Annotated in this window: 10 protein-coding genes and 2 tRNA genes; 4 read left to right on the top strand and 8 right to left on the bottom strand. The window is 59.4% G+C overall.

Annotation, left to right across the window (positions count from 1 at the left end):
* Positions 1 to 333: 333 nt before the first annotated feature.
* Positions 334 to 663, top strand: a complete 330-nt coding sequence (locus F4V58_RS00395; protein ID WP_075732411.1) for a carboxypeptidase-like regulatory domain-containing protein — start codon at positions 334 to 336, stop codon at positions 661 to 663.
* A 277-nt stretch (positions 664 to 940) separates the two neighbouring features.
* Here F4V58_RS00395 and F4V58_RS00390 read toward each other — a convergent pair whose 3' ends face one another.
* The 3 genes from F4V58_RS00390 to F4V58_RS00380 form a co-directional block, all read right to left on the bottom strand.
* Positions 941 to 1,363, bottom strand: a complete 423-nt coding sequence (locus F4V58_RS00390) for a hypothetical protein (protein ID WP_075732409.1) — start codon at positions 1,361 to 1,363, stop codon at positions 941 to 943.
* Between the two features lie 226 nt (positions 1,364 to 1,589).
* On the bottom strand, positions 1,590 to 2,870 hold the full coding sequence (gene tgt / locus F4V58_RS00385) for a tRNA guanosine(34) transglycosylase Tgt (protein WP_075732407.1): 1,281 nt from the start codon (positions 2,868 to 2,870) through the stop codon (positions 1,590 to 1,592).
* Positions 2,851 to 5,253 (bottom strand): MMPL family transporter, encoded by a 2,403-nt coding sequence (locus F4V58_RS00380; protein WP_075732405.1) that lies wholly within the window; start codon positions 5,251 to 5,253, stop codon positions 2,851 to 2,853. The genes tgt and F4V58_RS00380 overlap by 20 nt, the downstream gene beginning before the upstream one ends.
* A gap of 380 nt (positions 5,254 to 5,633) precedes the next feature.
* Here F4V58_RS00380 and F4V58_RS00375 point away from each other — a divergent pair, with 380 nt between their 5' ends.
* Entirely contained in the window at positions 5,634 to 7,697 is a 2,064-nt protein-coding gene (locus tag F4V58_RS00375; protein ID WP_075732402.1) for an HtaA domain-containing protein, read from the top strand.
* 257 nt (positions 7,698 to 7,954) lie between these two features.
* Here the strand turns inward: F4V58_RS00375 and F4V58_RS00370 are convergent.
* From F4V58_RS00370 to F4V58_RS00355, 4 genes are all read right to left on the bottom strand, one after another.
* Positions 7,955 to 8,045: transfer RNA gene (locus F4V58_RS00370), tRNA-Ser, on the bottom strand.
* 42 nt (positions 8,046 to 8,087) lie between these two features.
* Positions 8,088 to 8,300, bottom strand: coding sequence for a CsbD family protein (locus F4V58_RS00365; RefSeq protein ID WP_075736306.1), 213 nt, complete (start codon positions 8,298 to 8,300; stop codon positions 8,088 to 8,090).
* Between the two features lie 10 nt (positions 8,301 to 8,310).
* Positions 8,311 to 8,742, bottom strand: coding sequence for a nucleoside deaminase (locus F4V58_RS00360; RefSeq protein ID WP_075732400.1), 432 nt, complete (start codon positions 8,740 to 8,742; stop codon positions 8,311 to 8,313).
* A 25-nt stretch (positions 8,743 to 8,767) separates the two neighbouring features.
* Positions 8,768 to 9,253 carry a tRNA adenosine deaminase-associated protein gene (locus F4V58_RS00355; RefSeq protein WP_075732398.1) on the bottom strand — a complete coding sequence of 162 codons (486 nt, stop codon included), beginning with the start codon at positions 9,251 to 9,253 and terminating at the stop codon, positions 8,768 to 8,770.
* Between the two features lie 38 nt (positions 9,254 to 9,291).
* On the opposite strand from F4V58_RS00355, the gene F4V58_RS00350 reads away from it, so the two are divergent.
* Complete coding sequence (locus F4V58_RS00350; RefSeq protein ID WP_075732396.1) at positions 9,292 to 10,308, top strand: prephenate dehydrogenase; 1,017 nt, start codon at positions 9,292 to 9,294, stop codon at positions 10,306 to 10,308.
* A gap of 303 nt (positions 10,309 to 10,611) precedes the next feature.
* Positions 10,612 to 12,231, top strand: a complete 1,620-nt coding sequence (locus F4V58_RS00345) for an aspartate:alanine exchanger family transporter (protein ID WP_075732394.1) — start codon at positions 10,612 to 10,614, stop codon at positions 12,229 to 12,231.
* Positions 12,232 to 12,506: 275 nt separating this feature from the next.
* On the opposite strand, the gene F4V58_RS00340 is transcribed toward F4V58_RS00345, so the two are convergent.
* Positions 12,507 to 12,579, bottom strand: a tRNA-Arg gene (locus tag F4V58_RS00340).
* Between the last annotated feature and the right edge of the window lie 135 nt (positions 12,580 to 12,714).

Here is a 12,714-nt window from a genome sequence, read left to right as displayed (position 1 = left end):
CTCCACTGGAAGTTGAGGCCGAATATTGCAGCCAAAACCAGCTTCCTGAAATAATGGAAACCAAGGTAAATTGCTAGGAACAAACCAAAGGCCACTTCAGAATGTCAGGAAAAATCGAATATTCCAAGCCAAATCAGCTCTGTTATTCTATTGACACTACTGGTGGGCAGAGTGGATCACCTGTGTATGAGCCGAGCACCAACCAAGCGATCGCCATACACGCATACGGAGTTGGGAGAGCAGGAAAGGACTACTGTACAGACGCAAGAAACGGCGCTACGCGAATCACGAAGAGTTTATACGAGATCATTATGAAGATTAAGTAGGTGCGTCATGCGATCTGTGAAGGGTATCGGTCTTTTTATAGTCATTGTGGTCGGACTAGTCGGGTGTTCTTCCGCAAACGATGAAATGGAACACGTTTCGCTCAGTGGAGTTGTTCATGACAGTGCTGACAGGCCTGTAGAGAACTGTTCAGTCAATTCGACTAATAGGTTTGAAGAGAACGCTATTATGACGGATTCTGCTGGCAAGTTTGAGACCGGTGTTTATCCCGGGAAGCAGTCAATCACCGTCCACTGCCTCGACGTGAAAATGAAAGGTGAAGTAAAGATCGAAGTGCCGCCATCAGGAAGAACCGACATTCAGATCACTGTGAAATAGCCTCAGTCTCCCCTGAAGAGGGAGTCGCTATCATCAACTATGTGAACTATCCCCTTGGGGTTGCCCGCAAACCGGGAGATTTTCAGATTGTCAAGCGCCAGCTAATTTTGCGCGTGCAGCGTTGGGGTTGCCCCCAAATCCCGGACAGGGTTCTAAGCGGCTTGCGAGCCGGTTTCGGTGGTAGTTTCGATTTTTCTCTCGAAGGCCGCCGGGGTTGTCATGCCAATCACTGAGTGCCTACGCTTCCTGTTGTACATCTCCTCAATACAGTTCGCCGTCACTTAGTTGAAGTTTGGGACTGAACTATTTCCCACGCCTCGAGTAAGCGTTGGGCCGCACCATCACCGCCCGGAATAAATGTTTTTAGCATGTCCTTCACCTCTTCGGAGTTGATCTCTCCCCTATCAGCATACTTGTTAAACAAGCCTACGGTCTCCTCATGAAAAGGAAGCAGGCCTTGGTTGATGTCAACCTTTTCACCATTGTTAAAAGCATGAACCGCCCCTAACAACTTGCGGGCTAAGGCCTCTTGCTCGAAAGTCAAGGCTGCTAACATCGCTGATTTTCGAAAAGTTGTCATTGGTGATGGATAGGAGGATTGCAGCTCAACCAGACGCTCTACTTGTGCAGACAGATAGTCGATCCTCTGCTTCAACGCAGCAATGTCGTCCGAGTTTCCTCCCACAGGCATAACCTCCATACAAGAATACAAATATAAGCTGTGTAAGTCCTCCCCTTCCGATCGTCCCAGACCTTCCGAAACCTCGCAGTGTTCCCAGGTTAGAACATACGCAAGGGCTCCCACACAGCTGTGGGTAGTCTACCTCGAGTTGCCGCCCGTCCACGCACCGGGCCGACGGAGCACTGCCACGCGCAGGTGGCGGTACGCTAATCACTGCCAGTTCCGGGGCAACCCCAACCGGTGGTTATTTCTTGCCCGCGTAGTAGCGGCCCATGAACTCATCGCGGTACTCGGAGAAGTAGCCACCCTCGATGGAGGCGCGGATGTTGTCAACCAGACGCACCATGAACTCCAGGTTGTGGATGGTGCACAGCGTGCCGGCCAGGAATTCCTTGGCTTTGAGCAGGTGGTGGAGGTAGGCGCGGGAGTAGTTGTTGGAGACGTAGCCGCCAAACTCCTCATCCACGCCGGCGAAGTCGCGCTTGAAGCGGGCGTTGGTAAGCGTCATACGGCCGTCCAGGGTGTAGACCCCGCCGCGACGCGCCAGGCGGGTGGGTGCCACGCAGTCGAAGGTGTCCGCGCCGGCCGCCACGGCGGTGAACAGGTCGTCGGGCTCGGAAATACCCAGCAGGTGGCGGGGCTTTTCCTTGGGCAGCTCGTCGCAGACCCAGCCCACGATGGTGCCCAGGTTCTCCTTTTCCAGCGCGCCGCCAATACCAAAGCCGCCAAAGCCGCGCCGGCCTTCTGCTTCCGCCTGGTTGGATAGCTCCACGAGGCCGCGGGTGGCCTGGCGGCGCAGGTCCTCGTACTGCGCGCCCTGGATAACGCCCCACAGGGATTGGCGGGGCTTGCCGGCGCGCGCGAGGGTCTGCCGGTGGTGCTCATCCAGGCAGCGCTTGGCCCAGCGGTGCGTGCGCGCCACGGATTCCTCCTGGTACTGGCGGGTGTCCACCAGGGTGGTCAGCTCGTCGAAGGCGAAGAGGATGTCCGCGCCCAGGCCGTGCTGGATCTGCATGGACACCTCCGGGGTGAAGCGGTGCTTGGAGCCGTCGATGATGGAGCGGAAGTCCACGCCGTCTTCATCCACTAGCGCCATGCGCTCCTTCTTGGCCGCGCGGATGTCCTTTTCGCTCAGCTCCGAAGCATCCATGGCCAGCACTTTCTTGAAACCCACGCCCAGGGACATGACCTGGAACCCGCCGGAGTCGGTGTAGGTGGGCCCGTGCCAGTTCTCAAAAGCGGCCACTCCCCCGGCGGCGTCCACCACGTCGTGGCCCGGCTGCAGGTAGAGGTGGTAAGCGTTGGACAAAATGGCCTGCGCGCCGGTCATGCGGATCTGCTCCGGGGTGAGCGTTTTCACCGTGGCCTTGGTGGCCACGGGGATAAACGCCGGGGTCTGGATGTCCCCGTGCGGAGTGTGGATGGTGCCGGTGCGGCCGTGCTTGCCGGGGCCTTCGCCTAGTTCTTCGCTCAGTGCGGTGCCTTGGGTGAAGGACAGGTCAGTATCAAGCAGGGGTTGGTTCATGCTCGCTATTGTAGTTGCCCCGGTTGCGGGCTTCCCATTCCTCTTCCAGCGCGGTGCCTTCTACGTCGATGGTGGGGAGGATTTTGTCCAGCCAGCGTGGCATCCACCAGGTGGCCCGGCCCATCAGGAACATGGTGGCGGGCACCAGCGCCATGCGGACAAAGAAGGCGTCAAACACGATCCCGCAGGCCAGCGCGAAGCCAAAGATTTGGATGAACGGCAGCGGCTGGTTGATAAAGGCCACGAAGACGGAAATCATGATGATGGCAGCGGCGGTGACCACGCGGGCGGCGTGGGTAAAGCCCTCGATAACGGAGTCCTCCACGGGAGTGATACGCGGGTCGGTGCCCGCCGGGTGGCGCAGGAAGTGCTCCCGCATGCGGGTGACCAGGAATACCTCATAGTCCATGGCCAGGCCAAAGGTCACGCCGATAAGGAAGATGGGCATGAAAGAAATCAGCGGACCAGGCGCTGGCACCAGGCCGGTAAAGCCCATCTGCCAGACCAACACGGTCATGCCGAAGGCCGCGCCCACCGACAGCAGGAAGCCCAGGCCGGCCACCACGGGAACCATGATGGACCGGAATACAATCAGCAGCAGCACAATCGCCAGGCCCACCACCACGGCCAGGTACGGCCCCATGGCGGCTTCTAGGCGCTCGGTGATGTCTAGCTGGACTGCGGTCAGGCCGGTCATGCCAACTTCCGCGCCGGTGGCATCGGCGATTTCGGCATTCACGGTGCGCAGCGCCGTGGCGGTACCCACCGTGGCCTTATCCGTGGGCGCAGTGGTGGGGGTGACCAGCACCTGCGCAGCCTTATTATCTTTGGACACGCCCACCAACTGCGCGTGCTTGACCCCGCCCACCTGGTTGAGCTTCTGCGTGGCGTACATAAAGGAACCCAAAGCGGCCTTGTCCTCCTGCGTGCCTTCCTGCTGCGCGGCAACCAGCGGTGCCAGTGCCGGGGCGTCCGGATTGGCCTCAGCGCCGTTGACAATCACCAGGAACGGGCCGTTAATCCCGGGGCCAAATCCCTCTGATAGCAAGTCCGCGGCCTTGCGCTGCGTGGTGTCCGGGTTGGAACTGGTATCCGCCGGCAGGGAAAGCTGCATGTTAAGCACCGGGTAGCTCAACGCGCCCAGGGAGAGCACCACCACGGCCATGACCAGCGCCGGGAAACGCTGCACAAAGCGCACCCACCGCTTTCCCATGGTAGGCCCCGGCTTGCCGCGCCGCCCGCGCTTGCGGTTGCCCGCCACCCACGGGATCCGCCAGGCGAAGGCCTTGTCCCCCGCCAGGCCCAGCAGTGCCGGAATCAGCGTGAGCGCCACCAGCACGGACATCAGCACCGTGCCGGCCGCGGCCATGCCCATGGCTGTCAGGAAGCCAATCTTGGCGATGACCAGCGCAAACAGCGCCACAAACACCGTCGCGCCGGCAAAGACTACGGAAGAGCCGGCGGTCCCGGCGGCCATACCGGCGGCATCGGGGCCGGACATGCGCGCGCGTTCCTGGCGGTAACGCGACATGATAAACAGCGCGTAGTCAATGCCCACGGCCAAGCCAATCATCACGGCCAGCACCGGCGTGAGGTCATTAAGCTCCATCCAATGCGTGGCAATGGTCACGCCCATAGCGCCCAAACCGACGCCGATGACCGCGGAAATCAGCGGCATGCCCGCCGAAATCAGGGAGCCAAAGGTGATAATCAGCACGATGAAAGCCACGGACAGGCCCACGGCCTCCGAGGTGGAGTTGACCTCGATGTCATCGCCAAAACCGGCCCCGCCGGCTTCCACCGTCAAGCCCTTTTCGCGGCCAATATCCATGGCCTGGTGAACCACGGCCTTATCTGCGGGCTCCACCTGGTAGGGGCTGGGCGCGTCAAAATCAAAGGAGGTGTACGCGATGGTTTCCTCCGCGTTGACCATGGCCAAGTTCGCGGCGTCAACGCGGGCAGTTTCTTCCGGCAGACCCATCTCCGTAAACCGGCGGATGACCTCCTTCTGCAGCTCCGGGGACACCACCAGCGGGTTGCCAAAGCGCTGGCCGGAATACTCCAAGTTGGCCGCGATGTGATCCACTACCGCCTGGACGGCGTCAAAGTTGGCGGGATCTGATAGCTTCTGGCCGTCCGGGGCCTTAAACACCAGGTTCACCGTGGGGGAATCAGCTGGGTTTCCGGACTCTGGGAACAGCTCCACCGCGCGGCGCGTGGCGTCAATGGCCGGGGTGCCGTCAATGGCGTACTCAGAGGTCATGGGCTTCATCAGGGCCGCGGACGCGCCCGCAGTAGCGCCCACGATGATTATCCACGCAACAATGACCTTCCAGCGGTTAAGGAAGGACCATCTGCCCAACTTGTACAGTAACTTTGCCACGGGGTTCCTCCATCAAGCGGTGTTAACGCCCCACAGTCTATCCCAGGCGAGCCACTACACCCGTTCAACCGGGCTCCTGAAGCGGCCCACTGGCGGATTTCTTGGCGGGCACTGGGAACTATCTGCACCGTTGCGGGCGCCGGCCGTCAAGAATGCCCGCTGCCAGTCCACGCTGAAGCCCAACGGGGGATATCCGGGTTTGCAGGCCCCCGCTTCCCGACGCTTTACCTGTTTAAAAACGGCCTTGTTAAGGGATGATAGCGGGAAGTTGTCCACTAAGGTTTGGCTTGGCTAACATGATGCTTGTTCCAAGTCTTTTGGCAGCAATCCCGGCCGGATTTGTTCTCCAGATTTTCAATTCGTCCTAGAAAGGAATCTCTATGACCATATTCACCCGCCGTCTTTTGGCTGGTCTAACCGCCACGGCGCTAACCTTCACCACAGTGGGAACCACCCCAGCGTTTGCCGCTGAGGATTCCCCGGCACCAGCCGCCGGAAACACCGCAGCTGCCACCGGCACCGGCGTGAAAGTCGAAGGCGCTGAGACCATTGCTGATAAGAAGGTCACCCTAGAAAAGGGCACCGCCAACATGGACTGGGTGCACTCCTTCCGCCTCTACGTGGGCGAGCACCAGGAAACCCGCACCGGTGGAGTTGAGCTAGACCCACATAACCACTACCTACTGTGGCCAGTGCAGAAAAACCAAGAGATTGACCTGGACAACCTCACGGAACTAAAGCTAGACGGCTCCGTCAACTGGGTTCACCACGGCGGGATCCTCAACGTCACCCTGTCCAACCCCACCATCGACTTTGTTAACAAAAAGCTTGTAGTTGACGGCAATTCAGTGGGAACCTTGAAGAAGCCCGGCGTCGCGGTTAATGAGCGCGGACCGCTGCTGGACCTCACCGACTTGAAGGCCGAAATTGTGGACGGCTACCTCCGTGTAACCTCCTTCAAGCCCGTAAACACCGCTTTCGCAGATAAGCTGGTGGGATTCTACGAAGGCGAATCCCGCGAGCCCATCGTCCTGACCGCCAAGATTGCAGATTCAGAAACTGATAATCCAGAGCCAATCCTCTGGAAGCTCTTCCCCGAACGCTACGGCTCCCTGCGCCCTAACTCCTACTACGAAGAAGACCCCAGCCTCCTGGAAAAGCCCATCAGCATTGACCCCCGCCTGGAAGAGTGCGTGCGCTGGGAGCTTGACCTCGAGGACTCCAAAGAGCCCCTGACCAACAAAGACATGCACAAGCTCACCCGGTTGTTCTGCATTGGGGAGGGCAAAAACGGCAATGGAAAAGTAAAAGATATCTCCGCCCTGGCCTTCGCGCCGCGCCTGGCGCGCCTGAACATCAGCCAGCAGGAGATTAGCGATCTATCTCCACTCCAGCAGCTAGAAAACCTCATCGAGCTAGACGTCTCCAGCAACCCTCTGAAGACGCTCAGCGGCCTGGGCTACCAGCCCAAGCTGCAGACGCTGCGGGCCAACAACGCCCAGCTGGAGACTATCGAGCACCTCTTCTCCCTCAAGGCACTGACCTCCTTGGAGGTCAACGACAATGACCTGGATAGCCTCACCGGCCTACCAGATCCTAATGAGTCACCCAATGATGACTATGATTTGAACGAGGTACAGGCCGCCAATAACCGGATCCGCGAAGCCGATATCCTGAGCAAATACACTTACCTCAAGAAGATTGATCTGCGGAACAACCAGCTAGATAGCGTAGAGCAGCTGGCAATCCGTGGCCTGGAAACCCTGGACGTACGCGATAACTACATCTCCGATCTCAGCCCGTTGGAAACGATTGCCGCGAAGCCAAACGGCCTCGCAATCGTTCGGCTGGAAAAAATTCACGCGGAAAACAACCTGGTTGAAGACGTCTCCGGCCTCAGCGAGGACCTGAAGAAATACCTGAGCGGGGTTAAAGATGGCAAGCTCCCCGTCCGCGAGAATACCGAGCGCCCGGCGGCAACTGTCCGCCCTGATATCAGCCCCATTTCCGGAGCCGTATCCATCATGGAAGGCGAGGAACTGAAGCTTTCGGTAACCGTCACCGGCACGCCGGAGCCCGCAGTTACCTGGGAGAAGGAAGTTGACGGCAACTGGGTAGCCGTAGAAGGCGCTTCCGGTACCACCTTCACCAAGACCGTGGAAAAGGCGGATAACGGTGCCAAGTTCCGCGCCGTGGCCACCAACGAGCGTGGTTCCAAGGCCACCGCGGCCGTGACCGTAGCCGTAGAAAGCAAGCCAGAGGTGCCCGCGCCCAGCGAGCCATCCGAGACACCAAAGCCTGGCCAAACCGGTGGACTAGGCACTGGGGCCATCGTCGGAATCGTAGCCGGTGTTCTTGGATTGCTGGGCCTTGCCGGCCACGTCTTCCTCAACTTCAACTCCATCCAGGCCCAAATTATGCACTTCCTGGCTCAGTTCCGCTAAGGGCTCAGCTCCGCTAGGGGCTCAGTTCCGCTAAAGGCTCAGTTCCGCTAAGCACCTAGCTATAACCGGAGCTTAGATAGCGATAATTCCCCGAAAGCACCTTCTGCTTTTGGGGAATTTTTCTTGCCCAACTCTGGAAAGAGCGGGGGCGGCGCGGAAGGGTCAGGGGCCTGTACCCGAGCGGTGACTGCCGGCGGCGCGAACGGGTAGCGAAGCGAAAAGGTCCCACCCTGGATTCCCAGGGTAGGACCTTGACTTGGCGGTGGCGGCGGGATTTGAACCCGCGGTTGGGGGTTACCCAACACTCGCTTTCGAGGCGAGCACCTTCGGCCGCTCGGACACGCCACCGCGTAATAGCTTAGGCCAGCGCTAGCGCCGGCACAAAATCAGCTAGTTCTTGTTCAGCTTGTCGTTGACAGCGTCCATGACGTTTCCAACAACTTCTTCAGCCTTTTCCTTGACGTCATTAGCAGCGTCCTTGATCTTGGCAGTAGCCTGATCAGCTTTGCCTTCGTTCTCCAAGGACTTGTTACCAGTTACGTCGCCTGCGGTTTCCTTTGCGGAGCCTAGAAGCTCTTCGCCTTTGTTTTTAATTTCACTCATGGAAGCCACCCTACCTAAGTTTCGTGAAGAATGTCTGCAACATATGCTTAGAACTTCCTGCCAATACGCCCCCACGCACCTGCGGAACGTGCAGGGCACCGGGGGCTCGGGGGACATCAACCAAAGAGCCGCACGCCCCCGTCTTGGGTTCCCACGCGCCGAACACAATGGAGCCCACGCGGGCCGCCACCGCCGCCCCCGCGCACATCGCGCAAGGCTCCAGCGTGACCACCAACTCGCAGCCGCTCAGACGCCAGGAGTCCCCGTGGACCTTCACCGCGGCGCGGATGGCCTCAACCTCGGCATGCGCCAGGGGGTCTTGCAGCTGCTCACGGCGGTTGACTCCGGTGGCCAGCTCCTGACCGGCGGCATCGAAAATCACTGCCCCCACCGGCACATCACCTTCCGGCGTGTGGCCGGCTACCTCCAGCGCGCGGCGCATACGTGCTTCCGCAACGCGCAGCCCTTCAGTCTTGGTCAATGGCGTCTTCGAGCTCATCACCAAAGCCCAGCTCACCGGCAATACGCAGCAAGATGTCGGTGGGGTAGTCTTCCTCATTAGCCACGAGGGCAGCCAGCTGATCTTCGCTCAAGCCTAGGTCTGCCAGGATGTTGAAGTCACCGTCTGCGTAAGGCTCGGCGTCATCGGCATCTTCTGCCTCCGGGAAGTCCAGGTCCGTCTCGTCGAGCCAGTCCGCCGCATAGTCATCGTCAATGGCATAGGTGGCATCAGAGATAAACATGTATTGACCGCCGGGCTTGGGCCTGACGATAACAAAGTACTCATCCTCAACGCACAACAGCGCAAAAGCCGCGCCTTCGCTGCGCAGGGCGCGGACCGCACGGACAGAGACGGAAATATTTTCAAAGCCGTCTTCGAACTGGCGAACCTGCCAAATGCCCTCGTTCTGGGACACGGTTACCGCGAAAGAGTTTCCACCATCATTGCTCATACCACGTGAGTTTATCTTTGTTGTGTCACAATTGTCATGTGAATCCTTTTAACGTCTCCCGTCCCGTGTGCATTATTGGTCTTGGCCTCATCGGCGGTTCTTTGTTGCGCGACCTCGCAGGCCTGAAACACCCTGTATTCGGCTACAACCGTTCCACCTCCGGAACTCGGCGCGCGGTAAAGCAGGGCTATGACGTGTCCAATGATCTGCCGGAGGTTCTTCAGCGGGCGGAGCGGGAGCAGGCGCTCATTGTTATCGCGGTGCCGTTTAGTGCCGTGTTTGAGGTACTTGATGAAGTGGCCGCGCACGCACCTTCCTGCGGAATCACGGACGTGGTCTCAGTCAAGGCTCCCGTGTACAAGGCCGTGCTGGCTCACGGCATGGAGTCGCGCTACGTGGGCGGGCACCCCATGGCAGGTACCGCCCATTCTGGTTGGGACGCCTCCCATACCGGCCTTTTCCGGGGCGCGGCTTGGGCCGTGACCTATGATTACGCGGCGGAATCTGAGCGCGTTGAGCGTTGCTGGACGGAGTTGTTTACTGATGTGGTCAAGCTCATCAGCATGGTAAAAGCTGAGGCCATGCCGGTGCGGGTGAAAAAGCACGATGAGGCGGTAGCGCGCGTGTCCCACCTGCCCCACGTTATCGCGGAAGCCCTGGCGGTAACCGGTGACCGCGGCGGTATTCTTTCCCAGTCCTTGGCGGCCGGCTCTTTCAAAGACGCCACCCGCGTAGCAGGCACCCGCCCGGAGTTAGTGCGGCAGATGTGTGAGACGAACTCCGCCGCCGTGGTGAAGGCCATTGATGAATTTATGGGGGTGCTTGAGCACGCCCGGGACAACCTTGCCGCTCCTGAGCCTTCCATTGCCAAGCTTGCCGATGCCGGCTTTGCCGCCCGCACCCGCCTAGAGGCCCGCACGGGGGCCCGCCGCGAGTCAGTGAGCCCGGTGAAGATCTCCTCCCGGCCCGTACTCCGGCTCAGCCTGGGAGGCCACGGCTGGGTAGACCAACTCCGCCAGGCTGAGTCCATGGGCGGGCGGATTGAGGTATTTTAGGCCCCGCTCCGGTTGCCGGGTGTGCGTGAACAACCTCCTCCAAGAATTAAGAAAAACCCATATTTAGTGATCACTTAGTCACACTCGGGGATTGCCCTCCCACCACCAAAATTACCCCCTCCGCGAACCTAACTTTCTCCACGACTGGATACGGTCAGCGGGAACCTCTCCTTTCGTGGGTATCCAGACGCCGAATTCGGACAATAACTGGTGCTAAAAGTAGGCTTTCCGGCCCTTTTGTTTCTGTCCGATCGGACATTAGTGGCCTTGAATAAACCCACTTGCCGTGCCACGATGAGAACTATGCAACTACTAGTGGAAAATCAATTACTGGCGCTAGCCGTCATCATGGTGGTGGGCCTCTTACTAGGCCAAATCAGCATTGGCGGCTTTCGCCTGGGCGTGGCAGCCGTCCTCTTTGTGGGTCTAGGTTTTTCCGCCTTAGAACCAGCAATCTCCCTTCCCCCGCTGCTTTATATCCTGGGCCTGGCGCTCTTTGTCTACACCATCGGACTGGAAGCCGGCCCCACCTTCTTCGCCTCCATGAAGACTATTGGCCCCAAGCTCAACGGGCTAGGGCTGTTCACCATCATCATTATGGTGGGCATGGCCTTCGCGGCCACCAAGTTCCTGGGCATTGATAGTGCCTCCGGTGCCGGCATGTTTGCCGGCTCCGGAACGAATACCGCCGCCATGGCCTCCATCGTGGACGCCTTGCCTACCTACGTGGGACCGGACGACAAGGAGTCCCTGGCGCTTCCCGTGGTGGCCTACTCCCTGTCCTACCCCTTCGGCGTGCTGATAGTCATCCTCAACGTGGCGGTATTTTCCAAGATTTTCAAGATTGACCACAAGAAGGAAGAGCGTGAGGCCGGCGTGGCCTCCACCCCACTGCTGGTCCGCCGCTTTCAGGTTGAAAAAGCCGGGCTGCCCGCAGTCAACCAGTGGCCAGAAGCGTTCAACCTGGACATCATTGTCTCCCGCATAGAAGACAAGGAAAAGCTAGCCGTTGCAGAAAGCGACCGCACGGTTGAGGTTGGCGACGTAGTGACCATTGTGGGCAAGGAAAGCGAACTGGAAAAAGTCGAGTCCCTAGTGGGCGGTATGCTCGAAGGCCTTCCCACGCGCGACGGCAAGCTGGATTACCGCCGGGTAGTAGTCTCTTCACCCAACATGGTGGGCAAACCCTTGCGCGATCTGCGCCCGCAGATGGAAGGGGCGCTCGTGGCCCAGGTACGCCGTGGCGATAAAGACTTTGTGGCCAAGCCGGACACCATTCTGCGCCTGGGCGACCGCGTGCGCGTGGTCACCACTCGCGGCAACATCCAGCGCGCAACGGAAATCTTTGGCGACTCCTACCGCCGAATCTCTGATGTCAACCTGATCCCCCTGGCTCTAGGTCTAGTGATTGGCACGCTCATTGGCATGATTGAGGTCCCTCTCTACGGTGACGCCACCATCAAGCTCGGTTTTGGCGGTGGCCCGCTGCTAGCCGGCGTGGTTTTGGGATTCCTGGGGCGCACAGGCCCGATTGTGTGGCAGATGCCCTACGGCGCCAACCACACCATCAGGCAGTTTGGTATTGCCATCTTCCTGGCCGGGATTGGTACCACCGCTGGTGCCGGCTTTGGCGAGGCCCTGTCAGACCCGAACAGCCTGAAAATCATCGCCGCCTCTTTGACCACGGTCTTCGCGCTGTCCGTCTCCACCATACTGCTTGGTTACAAGGTATTCGGATTCACCTACGGTGAGACTGTGGGGCTCCTAGCCGGCCTGCAGAACCAGCCCGGACTCTTTGCCTACGTGGAAGACCACACGGATAACGAACTGCCGTCGATTGGTTACACCACGGTCTACCCCATGTCCATGGTGATGAAGATTGTCTTCGCGCAGATACTCTGCTTCGCGCTGTTTATGACTTAGACGCCCAGGCGGTGCTGCGGATCTAGCGGTGCTGCGGCGCGGGCAGCCCGGACTCCCAGGCAGTCCGGCCTCTCCCGGGCGGTGCTGCGGCTCTAGCGGTGCTGCGGCGCAGGCAGTCCGGCCTCCCAGGCGGTGCTGCGACTCTAGCAGCTCTAGCAGCCCAGCCTCCCAGGCCTCAGACCCCGTCCTCGCGGGGTCTTTCCGCTGCCCAGCGGGGTGGCGCACCCCGAGCCTGGGCAAGCAAATACCCCCTCCGCGAGGAGGGGGCAATATTGTGCGCCCGGAGGGATTCGAACCCCCAACCTTCTGATCCGTAGTCAGATGCTCTATCCGTTGAGCTACGGGCGCTAACCATTACTTGGCGGCCAATTGGCTTGCCTTGCAACGCTGTATAACTATACGCAGCTTTAGATTAAGTAACAAATCGCCAGGATAAATGCGGTTTTTGCCGCCTTTATCCTGGCGAAATCTGCCGGCCGGTGA

The organism is Corynebacterium phocae (assembly GCF_008693075.1).
GTDB lineage: Bacteria > Actinomycetota > Actinomycetes > Mycobacteriales > Mycobacteriaceae > Corynebacterium > Corynebacterium phocae.
Note: the sequence above shows the minus strand (reverse complement) of the source record. Positions and strands in the feature narration are given on the sequence as shown.

Excerpts from the sequence above, each read along its gene's own strand:
- F4V58_RS00360 (WP_075732400.1), bottom strand. The coding sequence starts at position 8,742 with ATGCGCCGCGCGCTGGAGGTAGCCGGCCACACGCCGGAAGGTGATGTG.
- tgt (WP_075732407.1), bottom strand. The coding sequence starts at position 2,870 with ATGAACCAACCCCTGCTTGATACTGACCTGTCCTTCACCCAAGGCACC.
- F4V58_RS00355 (WP_075732398.1), bottom strand. The coding sequence starts at position 9,253 with ATGAGCAATGATGGTGGAAACTCTTTCGCGGTAACCGTGTCCCAGAAC.
- F4V58_RS00365 (WP_075736306.1), bottom strand. The coding sequence starts at position 8,300 with ATGAGTGAAATTAAAAACAAAGGCGAAGAGCTTCTAGGCTCCGCAAAG.
- F4V58_RS00375 (WP_075732402.1), top strand. The coding sequence starts at position 5,634 with ATGACCATATTCACCCGCCGTCTTTTGGCTGGTCTAACCGCCACGGCG.
- F4V58_RS00390 (WP_075732409.1), bottom strand. The coding sequence starts at position 1,363 with ATGGAGGTTATGCCTGTGGGAGGAAACTCGGACGACATTGCTGCGTTG.
- F4V58_RS00345 (WP_075732394.1), top strand. The coding sequence starts at position 10,612 with ATGCAACTACTAGTGGAAAATCAATTACTGGCGCTAGCCGTCATCATG.
- F4V58_RS00395 (WP_075732411.1), top strand. The coding sequence starts at position 334 with ATGCGATCTGTGAAGGGTATCGGTCTTTTTATAGTCATTGTGGTCGGA.